The sequence below is a fragment of the Actinomadura alba genome (genome assembly GCF_014323705.1).
GTDB classification, from domain to species: Bacteria; Actinomycetota; Actinomycetes; order Streptosporangiales; family Streptosporangiaceae; genus Actinomadura_C; species Actinomadura_C alba.
Map to the genome: position 1 here is coordinate 214,972 of NZ_JABVEC010000009.1, position 21,358 is coordinate 236,329.

Genomic DNA, 21,358 nt, shown 5'->3' on the forward strand with positions numbered 1-21,358 from the left:
GTAATCGACGAGTCGCGCAGCGGGCCGGCCGGCCACCGATGTGTGTCGCCGGCCCGCCGGGCCACGGATTCCTCCACGCTTCCACCCTGGTGAGGCTGCCTGCGGGCGAAATTGGCGGCAGCGGCTGCTCGGCCTTATCACGGCGCACGGGGGTTGCTAGCATCTTGGTCCATGTCAGAACGGCGAATCAGCAAGTTCGGCCCGCAGATTCAAGGGTATCTGGATTCCGGTGAACGACTTCTCGATGTGACCATGGCCATCGCCGTCAAGACGGCTCCCAAAGGTTTTACTCAGAAGTACGCCGGCCCGATTGTCGGGACGGGAGCCCAAACGGCAAACCGGCTACTAAATGACATGCCGAAACGGACATCCGGGGTGGTCTGCGTGACCGATCAGCGGATGCTCTTTTTCGGCATCACCGCATTCTCGAAGGTCAAGAAGATGTGGTGGGGGGTTCCGCGCAATGAAGTAGGCGGAGTCGAGCCCGGGGACCTCTTGTTCGCCGTGCGTTTCACTGATGGCTCAATGGCGTGGTTCGGTGGTAACCGCAATGACTATGAGGCCATTGCCTCCGCTCTCGACCAAACTGTCTGACCTAAACCTGGACCGGGAGCTCGCTGGCGATCCTGACCTCATCCCTGTGGCAGGCGCTCGCCCTGTACGGCCTGGATGTCGAGTTCGACCCGGAGCGTGGTACCGATGGCCACGGTCCCGGCGGACAGGATCTGGTTGTAGGTGATCGAGAAGTCCGAGCGCCGTAACTCGGTCGTCGCGCGGAACGCGGCGCGGGTGCCGCCCCATGGATCGGGTCCCGTGCCGAGATAACGCAGGTCCAGCTCCACCGGGCGCCGTACGTCCTTCAGGGACAGCTCGCCGTGAACCGTCCAGCGGTCGTTGCCCGCCGGCACGACGTGCGTGCCGGTGTAGGTGATGAGCGGGAACCGCTCGACGTCCAGGAAGTCCGCGCGGCGCAGGTGGTCGTCGCGCATGGTGTTGGCGGTGTCGACCGTGGCGGCCTTGATCTCGGCCGCCACGCGGGAGTGCTCGACGTGCTCGGCGACCTCGATGGTGCCACCGAACTCGGTGAATCGGGCGTGGATGCTGGACAGGCCCAGGTGCCGCGCGGTCACGACGACGCTGGAGTGCGCCGGGTCGATCGTCCATGGTCCCGGCGGGGGCGGCTCGGCGCCGCCCTGGTGGGCCAGCGTGACCCTGCCGAGCTCCGCGGCCCCGCCCTGCCCGACCATCGCGGTGGAGACCGATGGCATGTAGCCCACGGCCGTGACGATCGCCGTGTACGACCCGGGCGGCAGCGGTCCGGTGCGCGCCACGCCGTCGGCGTCCGCCCGGTCGCGGGCGATCTGCTGTCCGGTCAGGTCGGTCACCGTGATCACCGCGTGCTGGATCGCCCAGCCGTTCTCGGTGACGACCCGTACGCGAAGGCCCGATGTGTCCATTGCCGATCCGCTCCCCTCAGGCCTCGTCCGGGTGACCGAGCGTGAGACCGAACCCGTTCTCATCGGTCCCGTCGAGCGTCAGCGCGGCGGCGACCGGCGGATAGCCGCTCGCGACCAGGGTGTAGTGCCCCGGGTCCAGGTCCATGAAGGCGTACTCGCCGTCGGGTCCGGTGGTGGCCGTGGCGACGACGTTCCCCATGGCGTTGACCAAGGTGACCCTGGCGTCGGCCAGTGGCAGGTCGTAGTGTCCGGCGCGGACGATGCCCTGCACCCGGGCGCCGGGCCGCAGCTCGACATCGCACTGTGTGGTGCCCTGGCGGGCGACCTCGATCGGGACCGCCCCCGGCCGGTGGCCGCTCGCGCTCACCGCGATGACGAAGGAGCCGGGGACCAGGTCACTGAACGAGAATCCGCCGTCCTCGTCCGTCCTGGCCGAGGTGACGACCTCGCCCCGGACATCGGTCACCACCACCATGGCGGTCGCGACCGGAGCGCCGGTCACCGCGCTGCGGACCACGCCCTTGACGCCGGCGCCGCCGGACAGGGCCAGGTCATAGGACAGCGGGTCGTCGCCGACCACGACCGCGGCCACCTGCGGCTCGTACCCTTCCGCGGCGGCGATCAGCATGTACGTCCCGCCGCCGGGAGCGGTCAGCGCGTAAGAGCCGTCCCAGTCGGTAGTGGCCCGGCCGAGTTGATGTCCGAGCGGGTCGATGAGGGTGAGGGCGGCACGGGCGACCGGGATGCTCTCGCCACCCCGTACGTGTCCGCTGATCCGGGAGCCCGGGCGGCCATCGCCGTCGCCGCCCACCGTCGCCATCGCCGCGTCGGCGAGCGGCGGACGTCCCAGGGCCTCCAGGCCGTCGTCCTCGAACAGATGAGCACGGGCGCCGACGGTGGCGAACCGCCGGGTCGGCATGCTCTCGGCCGACATGCTCTCGGTCGGCATGGCTTCGGTGGACATGGCTTCGGTGGTCATGGTCTCTGTCGTCACCGGCGGGACGACCACCGGCGGGACGACGGTCCGGCGACGCCGGGTGTCGACCAGGACGGTGACGGTGAGGGCGGCCAGGACGAGTACGCCGACGGCCCACCACAGGGCGACGTTGAAGCCGTGTACGAGGCCGACGGCCGCGATCTGTGGCGTTGGGGTGCCGTTGGTGTGTTCGGTGAGGTAGTCGGCGGTGGCGGTCGCGGCGATGGTGTTGAGGAGTGCGGTGCCGATGGAGCCGCCGACCTGTTGGGAGGTGTTGACCATCGCCGAGGCCACGCCCGCGTCGCGCGGGTCGACGCCGGTGGTGGCGAGGTTCATCGCGGGCATGAAGGTCACGCCGAGCCCGAGACCGAGCATCAGCTCGGCGGGCAGCAGCAGGTGCGTGTACGGGGTGTCGACCTCGAGCTGGGTGAGCAGCGCCGTACCTCCGGCGGCCACGAGCAGGCCGGGGGCCATGAGCACCCGCGGCGGGACACGGTCCGCCAACCGCGCGGAGATCTGTGTCGAGCCGACGATCATGCCGGCCGTTATCGGCAGGAAGGCCAGGCCGGTCCGTACGGGCGAGTAGCCCTTCACGGTCTGCAGGTAGTACGTCATGAACAGGAAGAGGCCGAACATCCCGATCACTGCGAGGCCCACCGCCAGGTAGGCACCGCCGCGGAACCGGTCGGCGACCACTCGCAGCGGCAGCAATGGGTGCTTGGTCAGGCTCTCGACGATGACGAAGGCCATCAGGAGGGCGCCCGCCGCCACGAACAGGCCGACCACACCGCGCTCGCTCCAGCCTTCGGACTCGGCGCGGGTGAAGCCGTACACCAGGGAGACCAGACCCGCGGTGACCAGTACGGTGCCGGGGACGTCGAGACGGGAGCGGTTACGGGAGGCGGGTTCCCTGATGAACACCAGGCCGCCGACGAGGCCGATGACGGCGATCGGCACGTTGACGTACAACGCCCAGCGCCAGTTCAGGTACTCAGTCAGCACGCCGCCGAGGATCAGCCCGATGGCGCTGCCGCCACCCGCGATCGCACCGTAGATGCCGAACGCCTTCGCGCGCTCCTTCGGAGTGGTGAACGTGACCGCGAGCAGTGAGAGCGCGGCCGGGGCGAGCAACGCGCCGAACGCCCCTTGAAGAGCGCGCGCGCCGAAGAGCACGCCCTCGGCCTGTGCCGCACCGCCGAGCGCGGATGCCCCGGCGAAGCCGATCAAGCCGATGAGTAAGGCCCGTTTCCGCCCGACGAGATCGCCGACCCTGCCGCCGAAGAGGAGCAGGCCGCCGAAGGCGAGGGTGTAGGCGGTGATCACCCACTGGCGATCGCCGTCGGAGATGCCCAGTGCCGTCTGGGCGGACGGCAGGGCGATGTTGACGATGGTCGCGTCGAGGATGACCATCAGCTGCGCGAGGGATATGAAGATGAGAGCGATCCAGCGCCGGGGAATGGGGGCGCCGGGGGTCGGTACGGTCGTCGACATGAGGAACGTCCTCCGGTGTGGGGGGCGGCTCAGCACCTGGACGAACGAGCGGCCGAACGGCGCCGCCGTGGATCGGTCCCAGGTGCGAGGAGGTCGGGGACTCCACTGCTCCCGCGTGCGATGTGCGCATCACCCCCTCCGCGCGCGGATCAGTATGTCGCCGAACGCACATGCTTCATCACTTAGAGTACGAACACTGTCAGGCACCGCAAGAGGAGCGAAAGCTCGACTTGTCCCCTCGGCCGACAGTGGCCACCGTTCGACCGGTCCTCGCCGGTCCTCGCCGGTCCGCGCCCGTCATCGCGGCGCTCGTCACCGCGGCAACTGTCACCGCTCGGCGTCAACCGATCGCCGTGCCATCGAACCTCAAAAGAACCATTTGACGGTAGCCTCACCTTGCCGCATAGTCGCGACCATGCTCACCTCCGACAACCGCGCCGACGTCAGCGGGCTGCGCGCGCTCGCGCATCCAGTGCGCGTGCGCCTGCTGTCCATGCTGACGGCACGCACAATGAGTGCCACCGAGGCCGCCCGCGAGTTGGGCCAGACGCAGGCCAACGTCAGCTACCACATGCGTCAACTGCATGCCGTGGGGCTGTTGGAGCTTGTTGAGGAGACCTCCGTACACGGCGGCCGGGCCAAGCGTTACCGTCACAACCCCGGCAGCGGCGAGGCCATGTCCACGGGCTCCACCGACGACTACGTCGCCCTGGCCTCCGTACTCGCCGAGGAACTGTTGCGCCGCAGCCTCGAGCGGCAACCCGGCTCGCGAGGAGGCTTCACGGACGCCGAGATGTGGCTGCCCGCCGAAGCCTGGGAACGCGTGCTCCACCTCGCCTCGCAACTGGGCGAAATCCTCCATTCCGAAGCCCGCGCCCCGGGAACGGCAGGAACCGTCCACGCCAGCGCAACGCTCATGTTGTTCGAGATGGCCCAGAAGGACCCCGGGGCGTGACCGCTACGTCCGCGGAGGGCGCCGTCCTGCGGCCACTACGCCACAGCGGCTTCCGCAATCTGACGCTCGGCCGCACGATGACGCACTGCGCCAACTCCATGGCACCGGTCGCCCTCGCCTTCGCGGTCCTCGACATGACCGGCTCGGCCATCGACGTCGGGCTGGTCGTCGGCACACGATCGGTCGCCAACATCCTCTTGGTGCTCTTCGGCGGCCTTATGGCCGACCGACTGCCCAGGGCGCTCATCCTGCAGGGGGCGAGCCTGTCGGCCGCGGCGGTGCAGGCCGCGGTCGCGGTGACGCTGCTGACCGGCAGCGGCTCGCTCTCCGTATTGATACTGCTGAGCGCGGTCAATGGCGCGATGGCGGCCGTGTCCCTGCCCGCCTCCGCATCGCTGACGCCGCAGACCGTGCCGCAGGAGGACCTGCGCGCCGCCAACGCCGTGGCCCGCATGGGCGTCAACATCGGCATGATCGCCGGCGCTTCGCTCGGCGGCATGATCACGGCAGTGTTCGGCCCAGGCTGGGGCATCATGGCCAACGCCGTCGCATTCACGATGGCCGCGCTCGCGTATCACGGTGTTCGGGTGCCCCGGGCGGCGAACACCGCAGCCTCCTCAGCCCGGCCGTTGCACGAACTCCGGGAGGGCTGGAGAGAGTTCACCGCACGTGCCTGGGTGTGGGTCGTCGTGCTGCAGTTCTTCGTCATCAACGCGGTCATGGCCGGCGGCATCCAGGTGATCGGCCCCACCATCGCCGACAGTACCTACGGGCGTACGGCCTGGGGTCTGGCGCTGGCCGTACAAATGGCGGGCGCGCTCGTCGGCGGCTTCCTGGTGGCGAGGTACCGCGCCCGGCACACCTTGCGCATCGGCGTGGCACTGGTGGCTCTGGACGCGTTGCCGCTGCTCACCCTCGCCGATGCCGCGCCTCTCGCACTCCTGATGACAGCGATGTTCATCAACGGTCTCGCCCTCGAACAATTCGGAGTCGCCTGGGATCTGTCGCTGCAGGAGAACATCCCCGCCGACCGGCTCGCACGGGTCTACTCCTACGACGTGCTCGGCTCCATCCTGGCAATGCCCATCGGAGAGATGACGGCCGGCGCCCTTTCCGAACGGTTCGGCAACCGTGCGACGCTGCTCGGCGGAGCGGGCCTGATCGTGGGGGTCACCGCACTGGCACTGTGCAGCAGGCAGGTCCGCTCGCTCACCACCGGCGCCGCCCATGAAGACATTCGTCCCGTCGGGGCGAAGAGCAGAATCTGAGGGACGCTGCGGACGCGGTCGCCGCCAAGCCACCGGAGCGCGGCCGGTGGCTTGGCAACCGAGAACCGGTAGTGCGGGTCAGCGAGCGGCGTCCGCCTGCAGGGCGACCTCGACCCGTCCCCGCGTGCCCCATTTCGCGTCGCGCATCGTGGCCAGCGAATACAGCCGAAGCGGGATGAGCAGCGTCAGATTCATCAGCGAGTAGAGGGGTGCCACGAGGAACGTCAGGACCCGGTCGAGCGGCGGCACCCCGGCGGCGCCGCGGAGATAGTGCAGCGACCGCAACCAGCTGGCGGCGCACACGTACACGACGTACGCGACCGCGCCGGCCCACCAGTGCGGCTGGACGACGACCGTCGCGACTCCCACGACCAGAGCACTGGTGAAAGCCACCCATGTGACCAGCTCGACCAGGTTCAGCCACCAGCACACCCGCCGTGGCGACGTGAGGGTCATCAGCAGCCCCTCGCGGATGAACGACTTGGTCCACCGCGCCTGCTGCCGCAGGTAGTGGGAGAGCCGCTCCGGGACAGCCGTCCACGCGACCGCCTGTGGCTGGATGACGGCGCGCCCTTCCAGCAGGCAGTAGTAGGTGAGGCGACGATCGTCACCGGCGGTGGCGGGCACGCCGAGCCACGTCTGGTTGAGGAAGTCGTCAAGGTGCCGGCGGACCACCCAGCCCCGGTAGAGGGCCATCGATCCGCAAGCGCACAGCACCGATCCGAGCCGCGAGTAGGCGACGCGCTCGCCGAGGAAGGCGTTGACGTAGCGCATGTCGATCAGCCGGGTCAGCAGGTTCATCGACCGGTTGAGCGCCAGCACGAGGCCGGTCACGCACATGATTTTCCGGGAGGCGAACGGCCGGAGGGCCAGCTCGGTGGCCTCCGGCGCGAGGACGGTGTCGGAGTCGACGCAGAGGTAGATGTCGGCCTCCCAGCTGGAGGCGAATCCGGCGGCCAGTCCGGCCCGCTTCCCCCGGTTCTCGGGGAATCGGATGACCTCGAAGCGCACCCCGAGCGCGCGGAAATAGGGGGCGACGTACTCCGCGAGGTCGGCGGCGTCCGGGGACTCCGACCCGTCATCGACGACCGTGATCGAGTCCGGGCGGCGGGTCTGCGCCATGAACGAGTCGAGGCAGGCGTGCAGGACCCGCGGGTCCTCGTTGTAGACGGTGATGACCGCGGCGACGTTGAGCTTCGGGGTGGCCGGCTCCCAGGTGGGAGCCTTCCGCCGGCCGAGCGGGATCGACATCAGCAGCTTGACGGACAGCAGGGTGCCGACGGCGAGGCCGTACCACCCGAGGTGATGAGGGAGCACGTTCGCCGCTCCGGCGAGCATGCCGGTCATCGGTCGTGCCCCTGCCGGGGGCTCGGATCGGTCGTCCGCCCGCCGGCCGTCGCCTCGCGCGCGAGGAGAGCCGTGGTGACTATCGGGTCATGCGGTTCGGTCGTACGAATCGTGGCCATGGGCCCACCTCTTCCGGGAGGTTGCAGTGGGTTCCAGGCCCCGCCCAGGCGTTGAGAGCGTCGCGGTGGGGCCGCCTCTGTCCCGGGGGGCGGACAGGGAAGAACTTGAAGGTCTGCGGACGCTCAGTCCCCCCGATTCCGCCCGCCGGAACAGCCAATAACCGCCAACCATACACAAAGTAACCAAACAGCAAAATACTAGGACAGAAGGTAATTTTTCGGGCATGTCACACCGGTCACAAATGCCTCAGCAGAACAGCGCGTCGCCCTTTTCACGGCTTAATGTGCGTCACCGAGTGCGCCCCGGGCGGCACGTCGAGCACCCGCCGAACCCTCCCGGCCCGCGCCGGCGGCCGGTCAGTGGCCCCCTGGACCTACGCGGGGTCAGGCGCTCGGACGGTCCTTCTTGGGCGGCCGGACCTTGTGCCAAGCGGTACGGACGTAGCCCTGCAGCCGCTCGCTGACCCGGCGCGCGGCGGGGAACTCGGTGCCCAGCAGCCCGAGCCCGGCGAGGATCGCGACCACACCAGGGCCCGGCAGCACCATCATCACGACACCCGCGAGGATCACGACGACCCCGGTGACGGCGACCACGACCTTGCGCAGCACCCGGAGGCGCGTCCGGGGGCGGGCGTCCGGGGCCGGTGCGATAGCGGCTTCGGTCTCGCCGACGAGCCGGCGGGGCACGGTGGTCACTTGGCCTCCTACTGCGCGGCGGATAAGCCCTCGCCCCTTCAGACGATCGAGACGCCCCCGACGGCTCCGGACCCGGTCCACTGTGACCGTCGCCATAGCCGAAAGGCGGCGGGCCGCAACAGCCCCGCGAGCGTCATTGACGCCAATTCTCGGCGTATTTCTTGCGGTGTTTGAGGTCGTCCTCGGCCTCGATGAGCACCATTGCCCGTCGCTCAGATCTTCCGCTGTCGGGCCTCGACTCGAACGATCACGTTTGTCCGGTATTCGTCTTGCCGTCACCACCTCGACCTAGCGTTCAGCGCGACCGACGGTCGTTCGAGATGTTCGCAAGGGCGGGAACTTGTCATTCACCAAGAGACTTTTCATAACGCTGGCAGCGGTCGCCGTGGCCATCACCCCGGTGGTGACCCCCGCCGCCCAGGCGGCCGGCCCCGAGCTAGAGCGGATCACCCCGGCCGCGGATCCGAGTAAGCCGGTACAGGACCAGTTGGTCCTCGCAGTGATCGGTGACTACGGCGGCTGCGGTGCTGATCGCACGTGCGCCGAGGAGAACCAGGTGGCCGACCTGGTGCGTTCGTGGAATCCCGCGGCCATCCTGACCACTGGCGACAATACGTACCAGCAGGGCCGCCCCGACGAGATCGTCAAGGCCCAGGCGCCGTACAAGGCCGATATCGACGCGGGCAGGCTCTTCCCGATCATGGGTAACCATGACTACGGCAACGGCTGCAACCCCGAGAGCATCCAGCCCAGCGTGGACTTCTTCAAGGTCCCGGTGGCCTTCGCGGCCGGCTTCGGCAACGGGTTGGTCGACTTCCTCAATCCGGACGCCAACTGCCAGCAGTCGTCGGGCACGACGATGCCGCCCATCTACGACAAGTACAAGAACACGGTCACCGGCAGTACGGCCGAGTGGGTCATCACCGGCGGCCACCAGCCCATCTACTCCTCCGGCAAGGCCGGCAACAACCCGGACCGCGCGTGGCTGATGACGCCGGGCGTCGACCTGATCCTGGCCGGTCATGATCACCACGCCGAGCACATCGTCACCTCCGGCGGCCAGAACATCGCGATCAGCGGTAACGGCGGAGCCGGACTCACGCCCCTGTTCAGCACCGCGCCCGGCAGCCTCTTCCGGGATGACGAGCACTTCGGCGCGATGCGGCTCACCATCACCAAGGAGTCGCTGAAGGCCGAATTCGTGTCACTTGGTGGCCGGGTCGACTACTACTTCATCCTCAAGAAGGACGCCCAGGGCAAGGCATACATGGCGGAGCGCTCCGACTGGGTCGATCCCGATCCGGATCCCGGACAGCCCCCGGTGCCGGGCAAGGACAACGTCTCGTTCGACGTCGCGGCTGACAAGAGCGACGGGCTGACGTACAAGAACTACGAGGACGGCCCCTACCTCGAGACCACGGTCGACGGCCGCAAGGCGCTCGAACTGCAGCAGAACCCGTTCGGCGGCGCCAGGCAGTTGTACATGTTCGTCGACGACGCGGCGGTCTCCGGTGGGCCGTACCCGGTCAAGGCCACGATCACCTATCGCGCCACGGCGGCCGGCTCGTTCAGCCTGCAGTACGACTCCGCCACGAGCGGGTCGGCGTACCAGAAGTCGGCGGCGGTCACGATCGGCGCGGACCAGGTGAACCAGTGGCGGACGGGCACGATCGACATCCCCGACGCGCGGTTCACCAACCGGCAGAACGGCGGGGCCGACCTGCGCCTCTCGGTTCCGGGCAACCTCCCCCTCGCCATCTCGGCCGTGAAGATCGACGTGGTTCCACCCGGGCCGACCGTGACCCGCGTGTCGATGGACTTCTCCGGCGAGCCCGATGGCCTGAACTGGATGCCGTACGAGAGCGGCCCGGCCCACGAGATCACCATCGACGGCCGTCGCGCCCTCCAGGTCGACCGGAACACCTTCAACAGCGGCAACAACCTCTATCTCGTGGTCGATGACGCCTTCATCTCCGGAGGCCCCTACGACGCCGAGGCGACCATCGAGTTCCGGTCCCCGGTAGCCGGATCGTTCGTCCTGCAGTACGACTCCGCGGCCACCGGGTCGGCGTACCAGAGCACCCAGCGGGTGCAGATCACCGCCGAGCAGGTGAACACCTGGCGGACCGTGACGCTCGACATGCCACAGGCGATGTTCCGCAACCGTCAGAACGGCAACGCCGACATGCGGATCGTCGGTGCGAACAACCTGCCCCTCGTCATCGGATCGATGGCCGTCGTACTCGCCGGAGACGAAGAGCAGGAACTGAGGGACGCGCAGACGGCGGTCGCCGCCGCCGAGGCCGACCCGTCCGCCCAGACCGTCCAGGCCGCCGAGTCGGCGATCGCCAAGCTGAGCGAGGGCTCCGACCGCGACGCGCTCACCGAGCGGCTCGACGTGGTGAAGAAGATCGTCCAGGCGCGGGATCTGCTCGCGCGGATCGCCTCCCGCGACCTGGCCGCCCCGGCCGAGATCGACGCCGCCATCACCGATCTCGCCGAGGCGCAAGCGATCATTGACCGGCTGCCCGCCGACCGCCGTGGCGCCCTGCCCGAAAGCGCCGAGGCGGCCAGGCGACGGATCGCCGACGCCATCGCGGCGGACCTCGACCGTCCGCACAACGGCAAGCCGGCCCACGTCGCGGGCCCCTGGCTGGATCTGCTGATCTCGGACATCCACCACCGGTACGGCGCCGACGACCTGCAGGGCCGCGTGATGCGGATCGTGGCCGGCCACGCCACCGGCAAGGAGGTCGAGGCGGCCATCGAGGAGTTCCTCGCCGAGCAATGACCGCTTGAATGACCCGTCCGCCCGCCGGATGGGCGACGCCGCCCATCGGGTCGGCCCGCCACGCCGCTACGACGTGGCTCCGGCGGCGGGAATGGTGACGGCCGGGTCGGAAATACCGACCCGGCCATCCTCATCGCCGTTACGGCAGGGCGACGAACCGCTCGAGGAAGTTCCGGGCGCTGTCGCTGTCGGTGCGGTACACCACATTGGTGGCGTAGCAGGGGGTGTCACCCGTGATCGTCGTGGCGGCGAGCACGCGCTTGCCGTCGAGGGTGACGAAGTTCGGGCCGCCGGAGTCGCCGTAGCAGGCGCCGCCGAGGTCGCGACTCTCGTTCATGGCGAGGCGGACCCAGGTCTTGTTGAGGGCGTTGAAGTCGACCGTCGCCTTCATCCGTACGCCGCCGCCCGGATGTGTCTGCCCACCAGGCCCGTTCACCGCCTCCTGTGTGCCGTACCCCATGACCTGCCACTCCGCGGCGTCGAGCGCACGCGAGCCGAGTTCGGACAACTGGTCGTGGCGTGGCAAGGTGGCGGGAACGAAGGACCCCCGCTGCGCGAGTTCGGCGGCCTGCCCGCCGTCGAGCTTGATGACGGCGATGTCGTGGCTGTCGGCCTGGTTGCCGGGGTAGCCGGGATCGGCGTGTGCGACCCCCTGGACACCGACTCGGCCGGCGATCTGCTCGGGCGTCCCGCCGAGGGCGTTCGAGGCGTCGATCGCAGCCTGCGCGTTCTGGGCGAGGGTCACGTAGAACTTGGTGCCGGCCGGCCGGCCGACTGTGCAGTGTGCCGCGGTGAGGAAGACGTCAGCCGAGATCATCGTTCCCGAACAGCTCCACCGAACGGCGTCCGGCGTGGCGGGGTCATTGTCGCGGTCGGACTGTACGACGAGCGCCCCGACCTCGGTACGTTCAGGCGCCGGCTTCGCGTTGTACGAATTGATCGCCGAGGCGGGCCCGGCGACGGTGACCATGACCGCTGCGGCCGTGGCGGTCAGTGATGCGAGTAGAGCTGGACGACCCACGTATCTCTCCACAGTCTGAGGGGAATCGGGTGCCAGTAGCCGATCACATGGGCCAGAGAAACGGAATACGACGGTACGCCGCGGTTCTGGTGCCACGTCAGGCAACATTCGCCCTGTTAACCGCTTTGCGCAGGCGGTAGGCGGGTCAACGGCGGGTGAGCTCCATGATCCAGTTGGTCACCCAGGTCTTCTCCCCGTCGACGGAGAACGCCTGCTCCCATCGGGCGGAGTCCGCGGTGATGTCCGACCAGACGAAACGCGCCCGGATCTCCTTGCCCGCGTGGGCGTCGTCCCCGTAGAACTCCCCCCGGCCGCCGGTGAACCGGCCGACGACCGGGGGGAACAGCGTGCCAGTACGCCTGCTGGCCCAGTACAGGGACCACTCCTCGCGCGCGGGGTCGTACAGGCGCAAGGTGAGCCCGGCGAAGCCCTTCGTCGGGAACTCGATCTCGTCGAAGCTGGCCGCGCCCTCGAAATGCCGGGACGCTCGGCCGACGGCCGGGAACTCCTCCCACTCGCTCTTCTCATCGAGGAAGTCCATCCGCCACCGGTTGGCGACGTCCCAGTCACCGGCGAGGAAGTCGAAGTCGTTCATGAGCGGTCTCCTTCAGTGCAGAGGTGTCAGTGCATAGGTGGAGGTGAACCGTCCGGTGGGCTCCTCATCGTCGTCCACTCGAACCATGCCTGGACCGTAGGGGTGATCCACTGCCATCGTGTGTCAGTGAAGTCGAGTCGCCTTCTGTCGATCCTGCTGCTGCTCCAGGCCAGGGGCCGGATGACCGCCGCCCAGCTCGCCGAGGAGCTGGAGGTGTCGGTACGGACCGTCTATCGCGACATCGAGGCGCTCCACGCCGCGGGCGTACCGCTGTACGGAGACGCGGGACACTCCGGCGGCTACCGGCTGCTCGACGGCTATCGCACCCGGCTCACCGGGCTGAGCGCGGGCGAGGCCGAGGCGCTGTTCCTCTCCGCCGTCCCCGGTCCCGCCACCATGCTCGGGCTCGGCCCGGCCCTCGCGGCCGCCCAGCCCAAACTGCTCGCGGCGCTCCCGTCCGTACTACGCGAGCAGGCCGACCGCATGCGGGCCCGTTTCCACCTCGACGCGCCCGGTTGGTACGCCGAGGACGACGACGTACGTCACCTGCCGCAGGTCGCCGACGCGGTCTGGCACGGCCGGGTCCTCGATGTCCGCTACCGCCGCTGGAAGGAACCGACCGATGTCGACCGGCGCTTGGAGCCGTACGGTCTGGTGCTCAAGGCGGGTCGCTGGTACGTCGTCGCGGGACCGGGACCGCGTACGTACCGGATCGACCAGATCCTCGATGTGACCGTTCGGGAGGAGCGCTTCCAGGCCCCCGAGGACTTCGACCTGGCCGGCTACTGGCAGCGCTACCAGGCGGACTTCCACGCCCGCCTGCACCAGGGCGAGGCGGTGGTGCGCCTCGCGCCGAGCGCCGTGTCCCGCCTCACGGGAGCGGCCGCCCGCGCCCTGGCCGACACCGGTACCCCCGAGCCGGACGGCTGGATTCGCGCGGTGCTCCCCATCGAGTCCCTCGACCACGCACACCGGTGGTTCCTCGCCCATGGCGCGGACATCGAGATCCTCGGGCCGCCGGAGTTGCGGGCCCGCATCGCCGAGACCTCCCGCGCCCTGGCCGCCCGCTACGCCCCGGCCTGATCCGGGTGCCGATCAGAGTGGTTGGGCGAGGTGCCCGTATCGATCCCCTGACCGGATAAGGGCCGGCGGTGGGCGACGGTGGTTGGCGACCATCACGCGGGACGATGAGTCGCTGGGATGTATGTACCGTCGATAGCCCGGCCTGAGCTCAATTCGCTGACCAGCTGAACTGCGGTACGGCCCTCCGCGCATGCCTGGTCGATCTGCTTCTGCTGGACGTGTGAGACCGCCAGGAATGTCTAGTACATCCCTAAGGGTTGTCCATAAGTCCATGCCGACCGACCCTAGTGATGAGTTGTCGCGCCCGCACCCGTCTCACCTACGACGGGACACGACGAGGCGGAAGGATGACGTGATGAGTGCGGACACGCGGCTGGAGGAGCTGGGCGTGAGCGGGCTGGGCGAGGTCGATGAGCCGGCGTTCTCGGGGCTGGCGGAGCGGCACCGGCGGGAGCTGCACGTGCACTGCTACCGGATGCTCGGGTCGTTCGAGGACGCCGAGGACACCGTGCAGGAGACGTTCCTCCGTGCCTGGCGGCGGCGGGAGACCTTCGAGGGGCGGTCGACGTTCCGGGCCTGGCTGTACCGGATCGCCACCAACGCCTGCCTGGACCTGCTCGCCAAGTGCCGCCCGGAGCCTGCGACCGGCGGCGAGGTGCTGTGGCTGCAGCCCTACCCGGACCGGCTGCTCGACGAGGTGCCCGCGGGCGACGCGGACGAGCCGGAGACCGTCGCCGTCGCGCGGGAGACGATCGAGCTGGCGTACCTGGTCGCGGTCCAGCACCTCGCGCCGCGCCCGCGGGCCGTGCTGATCCTGCGGGACGTGCTCGGCTGGCCGGCGAAGGACGTCGCGGAGCTCCTCGGGGACTCCGTCAACTCCGTGAACAGCGCGCTGCAGCGGGCCCGCGCCGGCATGCGGGAGCACCTGCCCGCCGAGCGGCAGGACTGGACCGGCGGCGAGGAGGACGCCGGGACGCGCGAGCTGGTGCGCCGCTATACCGACGCCAGCGTGGCCACGGACGTCGACGGGCTCGCCGCACTGCTGCGGGACGACGTCCGCTGCTCGATGCCGCCCACGCCGGGCCTGTACGTCGGCCGCGACACGGTGGTGAACGACTGGGTCGAGAGCGGCTTCGAGGGCATGAAGCACCTGCGCGCCGTCCTCACCTCCGTGAACCGGCAACCCGCCGTCGCCTTCTACCTCTGGCGGAAGCGGGAGAACGCGTACCTGCCGCTGACGATCGACGTCCTGCGCGTCACCGGCGGGGCGATCACCGAGATCGTCACGTTCCACGACGACCAGTTCCCGCGGCTCGGGCTGCCGGAGCGCCTGCCGGCGGACGGCACGGAGTAGTCCCGGTGCGGACGCTCGCGCTGCGCGGTGGCGCGCGTGTCGCGGTGGTCGCGGCCGAGTGGTGTGACGCGTTCGGCGTCGTCACCCGCGGGCGGGTGCAGCTGGAGCTGCGCGACGGCGAGCCCGGGCCGGTCCTCGGACGCGACGCCGGGTTCTGGCTCCGCGGCACCGGCGTCCGCGCCCTGCGGAACCCCGGCCGTCGCACGGCGAGGGTGCGCATCGTCACCCCCAGGGCCAGGACCGTCACATGCCAGTCAACACACCCCTACGCCAGTCACCGAATGATGGAGGAAGACATGAACAGCATGAATGACACCGGGGTCGTCGCAGGCCCGGCGCCGAACCAGACCAGCTACACCCACCGACTCCGGGGGCTCGCCGGCACCGGCTTCATTGCCACGCTCGCAGCGATGGTGGCCACCACCCTCGCCGCTGCGCTTGCCCAGGCCGTTGGCGTCGACTTCGAGGTCACCGATGGTGGCGAGACGATCCCGTTGTCCGGGTTCGCCGTGGTGACCGGCTTCTTCTCGGTCGTGGGCATCGTCATTGCCGCCGCTCTTCTTCGTTGGAGCGCTCGCCCCGCCGAGCGATTCGTGTGGACGGCAGTGTCGCTGACCGCGATCTCGTTGGTCCCGCCCCTCCTCTCCGAGGCGAACACCGCCACCACCACCGCCCTCCTCGGGCTACACCTCGTCGCTGCGACGGTGATGATCCCCACCCTGGCGCGGAGCCTCCGCACCCGGACCGATTGACGATCCCGCAACGGGACAACGCGCGGCGCAAGGACGTGCGCGAGCGCACTAACGTGGCCCCCGGTGCTGCCACCCTCCATTCCAGGTTCCTTTTCTTGGTCAATTCGAAAGCTGCGTCGCGTGTGCGAAGAAGCACAGGGCGCCTTGCGGGATGAAGACCAAACGCCATCCGCTTCGGTTGGGGCGCACCGGGTACCCCGGTCGCGTTCACCCTGGCCGACCCCTGCGGTCGGCGCCCGTCTCGAAAACAAGATCATTGAGGCTTGGTCCGCTGTCCGCGGGATCGGCCGGGCAGGTCTCTAGATGAGCCCGCTCGCCATCAGGAAAATCGCGATCCCATGGGCCAGCGCGGCCGCGATGACGCCTTTGCGCATTCGCAGGAAAGCGCAGATCAGCCCCTCGTACAGCGTGAATGCCAGCAGCGGCCAGCCGGCGTCCGTGACGGTCGACGCCAGAAAGACATGACAGGCCGCGAACAGCAGACCCGACAGCAGTGCCGCGCGTATCGCACTGGATCGCCGCTCCAGGTACCCCTGCAGGAATCCGCGGAACAGCACCTCTTCGGCGAGGTTGCCCGCCAGGCAGAACAGCAGCAACACCGGCAGCAGGGTGAGCGCGACCGCCCCGCCACGTTCGGCCAACGGCGTGAACGGCGATGCCGCCAGGATGGGCGCGGCGGCCAGCACCCCGCCGCCGACGCCCAGCGCGACCGTGGCGACATCGAACCGGCCCCAGCGGACCAGAGTCCGAAGGTCACGATCAAGGCGCAGGACGCCCGCGGTCAGCACCAGCGTGGCCACGCCGAACGACAGCAGGATCCCGGCCTCGCCGGTGAAGCGGAGCCACGGCACCGCGTCCGCCGTGCCGAACCGCCAGAAGCCGAGCGGTGTCATCGCGTCCCTGATCAGGATGAATCCGAGGACGAGCGCGATGATGCGCAGCAGCGGATCGCCCTCTCCTCGCGACAGCGCGAAACAGGCACCGATCAGGATGAGGCCGGGCAGAATCCGGAAGCCATAGTCCAGCAGGTCGGGCAGCACAGAGCGACGTCCATTTCCAGTGGGCGGGCGGCGCGAGTGCGTCCGCCGTTCAATAATGCGAGCTATCCTCAGTTTTGGGTACTCGCATTGGAGGACCGTGCTCACGCCCCGCAAAAGGCCCCGCCAGCAGCGCTCTCGTGAGACCGTCGCGGCCATTCTCGAGGCCGCTGCTCAGCTTTTTCAGCGGCAAGGTCACGCGGCGACGACGACCAACCAGATCGCCGAGCGCGCCGGAGTGTCGATCGGTTCGCTCTATCAGTACTTCCCGAACAAGGACGCGCTCCTGGTGGAACTGGCCGACCATCACCTGAACGCCGCCGCCGAGCAGATCGCCCTCGTGTTCACCCGTGCCGCCGAGCAACGACCGGCGCTAGACCGGCTGCTGGCCGACCTCGTGCGATGCGTGGCGGCGCTGCACACCGATCGGCCCGACCTGCACCGGTTGCTGTTCGAGGAGGCGCCGAGAACCCCTGAGCTGGTCGCCCGTTTCCGCCAGGCCGAACGGCTGATCGCCTCGGCGCTGGCGGGTGAACTACGCCGCCTCGGCGTCGGTGGCCCCGCCCCCGAGATGAACGCACTGTTCGCCGTGCAGGGCATCGAGGCACAGGTTCACGGTGCTCTGCTCGATCCGCCGGCGGGGACGTCCGTGGCCGACTGTCTCCGGGCCGTACTGCTCCTGTGGGAAAGAGCCCTGGCGGAACCGTACGAGCACCGACGCGCATCGTCGGCCCCCTGAAAGGGGCGGGCGTGCGGTCAAGGGAACCGAGCCGGTGCCGCCGGCTCCCGTCCCCAGAGGGCGGGGAGCCGGCGGCGGCCGGTCAGATGGTGCTGAGAGCCTCGGTGGGGGCGAGGCGAGCGGCCCGGATCGCGGGGTAGAGACCGGCGATCGCGCCGATGACGAGCGTCGCGCCGACGCCGCCGCCCATCGCCCACGGGGGCACCACGGTCGGCCATCCCTGGGTCACCGCGAAGGCCGCCGTGACGACGATGCCGAGTCCCACGCCGCCCACGCCGCCGAGCGCCGCCAGCATCTGCGACTCGGTGAGGAACTGCAGCCTGATCTGGCCCCGGGTGGCGCCGAGGGAGCGGCGCAGGCCGATCTCGGCGCGGCGTTCCAGGACCGAGATGACCATGGTGTTGGCGACGCCGACGCCCCCCACCAGCAACGCCACCCCGCCCAGCCCGAGGAGCAGCCCGGTAAAGGCGGTATCGGCGGCGTTCTCGGCGGCCAGCGCGTCCGACGGCTGGCTGACCTTGATCTCGTTGGGCGCCTGCGGGTTGGCGGTCTCGGCGAGCAGGGCCCGTACGGAGTCGATCGCATGCTTGTCCGCCCGGCTGTAGACGGTCGTGGGGTGGCCGTCGAACCCCAGGCGGGACGCCGCCGCGTCCCAGCCCACGAGCGCGGCGGAGTCCAGTTCCGGCGCGAGCGCGTTCGAATTCAGGATGCCCACCACGGTGAACCACTGCGAGCCGAGCCAGACCTGTTGGTTCGGCTGGGCGACCCCGAGGCGTTCCGCGGCCGCCGACCCCAGCACCACGGCCGGATACCGGCCCGTGCCGGCGTTGAGCCACGTGCCGGTCGCCATGGAGAGGCCGATCGTGCCTGGCAGGTCGAGGCGGGCCGCCTGCACGCTGATCCCGCCGCTCTCCTCCTCCGGAATCCAGTCGTTGCGGTAGACCTTCGTGTCGGTGACCTTGCCGGTGGCGGACGCGGCCGTGACGTCGGGGATCCTGCTGATCATGCCGACCGAGTCCTTGGGCAGCTTGGCGTCCGAGCCGAAGAAGTCCTGGCCGGGTGCGACGGTCAGCAGGTTGGTGCCCAGCCGGTCGAGGGTGGCCTGCAGCTGGGCCCGGCTGGAGGTCGAGATGCCGACCACGCCGATCATGGCGGCGATGCCGATCGCGATGCCCAGTGCGGACAGGAACACCCGGAGCGGGCGAGCCCGCAGGCCGGCTCCGCCGACCTTGAGCACGTCCCTGGGCCCAAGCCTCGCCGGTACGTCCTCGTCGCGCTCGTCGCGCACAGGGCGTCCTCGCCTGCCCGTCATCGCGCCGCCCCCGCCCATACGTCGTCATGCATGATCCGCCCGTCGCGCATCTGGACCTGTCGCGGCAGGAGGTCGGCGATGTCACGATCGTGGGTGATCAGTATGACCGTGGTGCCGGCGGCGGCGAGCTCGCGAAGCAGGTCGATCACTCCGGCGCCGGTGACGGAGTCGAGGGCGCCGGTGGGCTCGTCGGCGAGCAGCATCGCCGGTTCGCCGACGACCGCCCGGGCGATCGCCACCCGCTGCTTCTCGCCGCCGGACAGCTGGTGCGGCCGGTGATCGAGCCGGTGCCCGAGCCCGACCCGCTCCAGGGCCGTACGGGCCCGGCGGCGCCGCTGCGCCGGTGATACGCCCCCGTACAGCAGGCCGTCGGCGACGTTGTCGAGCGCGCTCACCCCGGCGGCGAGATGGAACTGCTGAAAGACGAAGCCGATCCGCCGAGCGCGCAGGGCCGAGAGCCGCCGGTCGGTCAGCCGCGACACGTCCCTGCCCCCGACCAGGACGGTGCCACTGCTCGGGCGGTCGAGCGTGCCGAGCAGATGCAGCATCGTCGACTTGCCGGAACCGGAGGGTCCCACGACGGCGACCAGTTCAGCGGCTTCGATCGCCACCGACACCGCGTCGAGCGCGGTGACGCCGCCCGGGTAGGTCTTGGTGACCTCGCGGAGTTCCACGACCGGGGTCATGCGGGGACCCCGACCTTCATGCCCTCGGACAGGCCCGCACCGGAGATCTCGACCTGGCCCTCGGTGAACAGGCCGGTCTCCACCCGGACCGTGCGGACGTTGCCGCCCGAGACGACCTGCACGCCGTAGCCGCCGCCGGGCTGCGCGACGAGCGCCCCGATCGGCACGGCGAGGACGTTCGGCTTCCGGTTGGCAGTGAGGTGGACGTCCACCGGCGCCTTGTCGTACGTGCCGAGCGCTCGCTGCCTGCGGACCGCGATGGTGACCTCGATCGTGGTCGGGTCCTCGCCCTGGCCCTCCTCGGCCACCTTGCCGATCTTGGTGATGGTCCCCTTGGTGGTCTCGCCCTCGGTCAGCTCGATCGACACCTCCGCGCCCTTCTTGGCGAGCTTCTGGTACTTCACGTCGAGGTCCACGCTCACGACCCGGGTGGTGCCGGTGTAGGTGAACACCGGTCCGCCGGCCCTGTCGCCGACGTTCGCCTTCCGCTCGGCCACCCGGATCTCGCGGGGGGCGATCAGCACCGACCCGGGCGCCACCCTGCCGGTCTCGGCGATCCCGAGGTCGTCCTGCCAGCGCTTCACCGCCGCCCCGGTGGCGGAACTGTAGGTGTCGTCGACCGTGAACCCGGTGTAGCCGAGGGCCCGCAGGTTCCGCTCGAACTGCTTCACGTCAGGGCCCTCGGTGCCCGTGGAGAGGGTCCGGTAGAGCGGCAGCGATCCGTACAGCAGCGGCACGGGCTTGTTGTCGACCCGGTAGGCGGCCCTGCCCCGGGAGATCACGCTGCCCGGCCCCGGCAGCCAGGTCAGGACACCGCCACCGCCCCCGCTGGTCGCGGTACTCGTGGTGCCGTAGCCGAGCGTGCCGCCCACCGTCTGAGTCTCGACCAGGGTCGTCCGTTCGATCGACGCCGTCGCGGGCGGCAGGGAGCTGTGCGCCACGGGCGCGCCGCCACCCCCGCCCAGACCCGCGGTCGCGAGACCGGCGCCGCCGATCACGACCACTCCGGCCACGCTCAGGAACGCGGCCCGCTTCCCGTTCAACCGCCGTTCCCCTTCTCATCGGGGCCGCCCTTGGGCCGGAGATGACGGCAGGCCTTGTTGGCGTCCTTGAACTTCTGGCTGTCCGGGTCGTCGCCCAGTCGCTCGGACTTCCCTCCGGAGCCGGGCTCGGCCGTCCTCTTGACCATGACCCTGCCCTGCTCGTCCGGGTCGGGCATGTTGATGCCGTGTTCGCGCATGCACTTCGAATGCTCGCGCGCCTGGGCCAACTGCTCGGCACTCAGCTTGGGCGGCTCGCCGCCGTTCGGCTGCAGGTGGCGGCACTTCGCCTCAGCCGCCTCGTGCTTCTCGGGGCCTTCGCCCTTCCCCCCCTTCGCCTCTATACGGATGCCCCCATTGCCATCTTGGACGGGGTCCGCCATGTTCACGCCGTTGTCGCGCATGCACTTGGCGAAATTGCGCATCGCGGTGATCTCGTCGGTCTTCTTGCTCTGGGGAGCGGCATTGCCCGTAAGGCCGTTGGCACCGCAGGCCGAAAGCCCGAGGACGAGCATCGGGATCATGGCCGGCAATGCGAGTTTCCGTCGTCGCATCGGTCAGGTCTCCTTGTCGACTTCGCCGGGTGAGTCCCCGGCCGTCGACGAGAAGTCCAGCCCCTGATCGATAACCCCGGCGTAA

At 69.5% G+C, this 21,358-nt stretch carries 19 protein-coding genes; 8 read left to right on the forward strand and 11 right to left on the reverse strand.

Features of this window, described 5'->3' with window-relative positions:
* Positions 1-171: 171 nt before the first annotated feature.
* Complete coding sequence (locus tag HKK74_RS14695; protein ID WP_187243751.1) at positions 172-594, forward strand: hypothetical protein; 423 nt, start codon at positions 172-174, stop codon at positions 592-594.
* A 38-nt stretch (positions 595-632) separates the two neighbouring features.
* On the opposite strand, the gene HKK74_RS14700 is transcribed toward HKK74_RS14695, so the two are convergent.
* The gene (locus HKK74_RS14700) at positions 633-1,457 is read right to left on the reverse strand and encodes a YceI family protein (RefSeq protein WP_187243752.1); all 825 of its coding nucleotides are present in this window, start codon (positions 1,455-1,457) and stop codon (positions 633-635) included.
* A 16-nt stretch (positions 1,458-1,473) separates the two neighbouring features.
* On the reverse strand, positions 1,474-3,924 hold the full coding sequence (locus tag HKK74_RS14705) for an MFS transporter (RefSeq protein WP_187243753.1): 2,451 nt from the start codon (positions 3,922-3,924) through the stop codon (positions 1,474-1,476).
* A gap of 415 nt (positions 3,925-4,339) precedes the next feature.
* Between HKK74_RS14705 and HKK74_RS14710 the strand changes: the two genes are divergently transcribed.
* Both HKK74_RS14710 and HKK74_RS14715 read left to right on the forward strand, forming a co-directional pair.
* Positions 4,340-4,879, forward strand: coding sequence for an ArsR/SmtB family transcription factor (locus HKK74_RS14710; protein ID WP_187243754.1), 540 nt, complete (start codon positions 4,340-4,342; stop codon positions 4,877-4,879).
* Positions 4,876-6,147, forward strand: a complete 1,272-nt coding sequence (locus tag HKK74_RS14715) for an MFS transporter (protein WP_187243755.1) — start codon at positions 4,876-4,878, stop codon at positions 6,145-6,147. The genes HKK74_RS14710 and HKK74_RS14715 overlap by 4 nt, the downstream gene beginning before the upstream one ends.
* Positions 6,148-6,225: 78 nt before the next feature.
* On the opposite strand, the gene HKK74_RS14720 is transcribed toward HKK74_RS14715, so the two are convergent.
* Together HKK74_RS14720 and HKK74_RS40830 are read right to left on the reverse strand one after the other, a co-directional pair.
* Positions 6,226-7,494, reverse strand: a complete 1,269-nt coding sequence (locus HKK74_RS14720; protein WP_187243756.1) for a glycosyltransferase — start codon at positions 7,492-7,494, stop codon at positions 6,226-6,228.
* A 503-nt stretch (positions 7,495-7,997) separates the two neighbouring features.
* Complete coding sequence (locus tag HKK74_RS40830; RefSeq protein ID WP_222722270.1) at positions 7,998-8,309, reverse strand: PGPGW domain-containing protein; 312 nt, start codon at positions 8,307-8,309, stop codon at positions 7,998-8,000.
* A gap of 340 nt (positions 8,310-8,649) precedes the next feature.
* Between HKK74_RS40830 and HKK74_RS14730 the strand changes: the two genes are divergently transcribed.
* Positions 8,650-11,100 carry a metallophosphoesterase gene (locus tag HKK74_RS14730; protein ID WP_187243758.1) on the forward strand — a complete coding sequence of 817 codons (2,451 nt, stop codon included), beginning with the start codon at positions 8,650-8,652 and terminating at the stop codon, positions 11,098-11,100.
* A gap of 139 nt (positions 11,101-11,239) precedes the next feature.
* Here HKK74_RS14730 and HKK74_RS14735 read toward each other — a convergent pair whose 3' ends face one another.
* On the reverse strand, positions 11,240-12,121 hold the full coding sequence (locus HKK74_RS14735) for a trypsin-like serine protease (RefSeq protein ID WP_222722271.1): 882 nt from the start codon (positions 12,119-12,121) through the stop codon (positions 11,240-11,242).
* A 145-nt stretch (positions 12,122-12,266) separates the two neighbouring features.
* On the reverse strand, positions 12,267-12,716 hold the full coding sequence (locus tag HKK74_RS14740) for a hypothetical protein (RefSeq protein ID WP_187243759.1): 450 nt from the start codon (positions 12,714-12,716) through the stop codon (positions 12,267-12,269).
* A 126-nt stretch (positions 12,717-12,842) separates the two neighbouring features.
* On the opposite strand from HKK74_RS14740, the gene HKK74_RS14745 reads away from it, so the two are divergent.
* The 3 genes from HKK74_RS14745 to HKK74_RS41415 all read left to right on the forward strand — a co-directional run bounded on the left by HKK74_RS14745 (position 12,843) and on the right by HKK74_RS41415 (position 15,905).
* Complete coding sequence (locus tag HKK74_RS14745) at positions 12,843-13,799, forward strand: helix-turn-helix transcriptional regulator (RefSeq protein ID WP_187243760.1); 957 nt, start codon at positions 12,843-12,845, stop codon at positions 13,797-13,799.
* Between the two features lie 355 nt (positions 13,800-14,154).
* Positions 14,155-15,153 (forward strand): RNA polymerase subunit sigma-70, encoded by a 999-nt coding sequence (locus HKK74_RS14750; protein ID WP_187243761.1) that lies wholly within the window; start codon positions 14,155-14,157, stop codon positions 15,151-15,153.
* A 5-nt stretch (positions 15,154-15,158) separates the two neighbouring features.
* The gene (locus HKK74_RS41415; RefSeq protein ID WP_222722273.1) at positions 15,159-15,905 is read left to right on the forward strand and encodes a DUF6069 family protein; all 747 of its coding nucleotides are present in this window, start codon (positions 15,159-15,161) and stop codon (positions 15,903-15,905) included.
* Positions 15,906-16,204: 299 nt separating this feature from the next.
* Here the strand turns inward: HKK74_RS41415 and HKK74_RS14760 are convergent, their stop codons facing one another.
* Positions 16,205-16,945: a CPBP family intramembrane glutamic endopeptidase gene (locus HKK74_RS14760; protein WP_312881485.1), complete on the reverse strand. Its 741-nt coding sequence runs from the start codon at positions 16,943-16,945 to the stop codon at positions 16,205-16,207.
* A gap of 97 nt (positions 16,946-17,042) precedes the next feature.
* Between HKK74_RS14760 and HKK74_RS14765 the strand changes: the two genes are divergently transcribed.
* Positions 17,043-17,681, forward strand: coding sequence for a TetR/AcrR family transcriptional regulator (locus tag HKK74_RS14765; RefSeq protein ID WP_222722274.1), 639 nt, complete (start codon positions 17,043-17,045; stop codon positions 17,679-17,681).
* Positions 17,682-17,763: 82 nt separating this feature from the next.
* Here HKK74_RS14765 and HKK74_RS14770 read toward each other — a convergent pair whose 3' ends face one another.
* Genes HKK74_RS14770 through HKK74_RS14785 form a run of 4 tightly spaced genes read right to left on the reverse strand, consistent with a single transcriptional unit; the run spans position 17,764 to position 21,273 of the window.
* Positions 17,764-18,993, reverse strand: coding sequence for an ABC transporter permease (locus HKK74_RS14770; RefSeq protein WP_187243764.1), 1,230 nt, complete (start codon positions 18,991-18,993; stop codon positions 17,764-17,766).
* Positions 18,990-19,679 (reverse strand): ABC transporter ATP-binding protein, encoded by a 690-nt coding sequence (locus HKK74_RS14775; RefSeq protein WP_187243765.1) that lies wholly within the window; start codon positions 19,677-19,679, stop codon positions 18,990-18,992. Before HKK74_RS14775 ends, HKK74_RS14770 begins: the two co-directional genes overlap by 4 nt.
* The gene (locus HKK74_RS14780) at positions 19,676-20,722 is read right to left on the reverse strand and encodes a peptidoglycan-binding protein (protein WP_187243766.1); all 1,047 of its coding nucleotides are present in this window, start codon (positions 20,720-20,722) and stop codon (positions 19,676-19,678) included. Before HKK74_RS14780 ends, HKK74_RS14775 begins: the two co-directional genes overlap by 4 nt.
* Positions 20,719-21,273, reverse strand: a complete 555-nt coding sequence (locus HKK74_RS14785) for a hypothetical protein (protein ID WP_187243767.1) — start codon at positions 21,271-21,273, stop codon at positions 20,719-20,721. The genes HKK74_RS14780 and HKK74_RS14785 overlap by 4 nt, the downstream gene beginning before the upstream one ends.
* Positions 21,274-21,358: the final 85 nt, after the last annotated feature.

Coding starts and splice junctions, on each gene's coding strand:
- HKK74_RS14775 (WP_187243765.1), bottom strand. CDS start 19,679: ATGACCCCGGTCGTGGAACTCCGCGAGGTCACCAAGACCTACCCGGGC.
- HKK74_RS14750 (WP_187243761.1), top strand. CDS start 14,155: ATGAGTGCGGACACGCGGCTGGAGGAGCTGGGCGTGAGCGGGCTGGGC.
- HKK74_RS14785 (WP_187243767.1), bottom strand. CDS start 21,273: ATGCGACGACGGAAACTCGCATTGCCGGCCATGATCCCGATGCTCGTC.
- HKK74_RS14695 (WP_187243751.1), top strand. CDS start 172: ATGTCAGAACGGCGAATCAGCAAGTTCGGCCCGCAGATTCAAGGGTAT.
- HKK74_RS14705 (WP_187243753.1), bottom strand. CDS start 3,924: ATGTCGACGACCGTACCGACCCCCGGCGCCCCCATTCCCCGGCGCTGG.
- HKK74_RS14700 (WP_187243752.1), bottom strand. CDS start 1,457: ATGGACACATCGGGCCTTCGCGTACGGGTCGTCACCGAGAACGGCTGG.
- HKK74_RS14740 (WP_187243759.1), bottom strand. CDS start 12,716: ATGAACGACTTCGACTTCCTCGCCGGTGACTGGGACGTCGCCAACCGG.
- HKK74_RS14770 (WP_187243764.1), bottom strand. CDS start 18,993: ATGACGGGCAGGCGAGGACGCCCTGTGCGCGACGAGCGCGACGAGGAC.
- HKK74_RS14710 (WP_187243754.1), top strand. CDS start 4,340: ATGCTCACCTCCGACAACCGCGCCGACGTCAGCGGGCTGCGCGCGCTC.
- HKK74_RS14720 (WP_187243756.1), bottom strand. CDS start 7,494: ATGACCGGCATGCTCGCCGGAGCGGCGAACGTGCTCCCTCATCACCTC.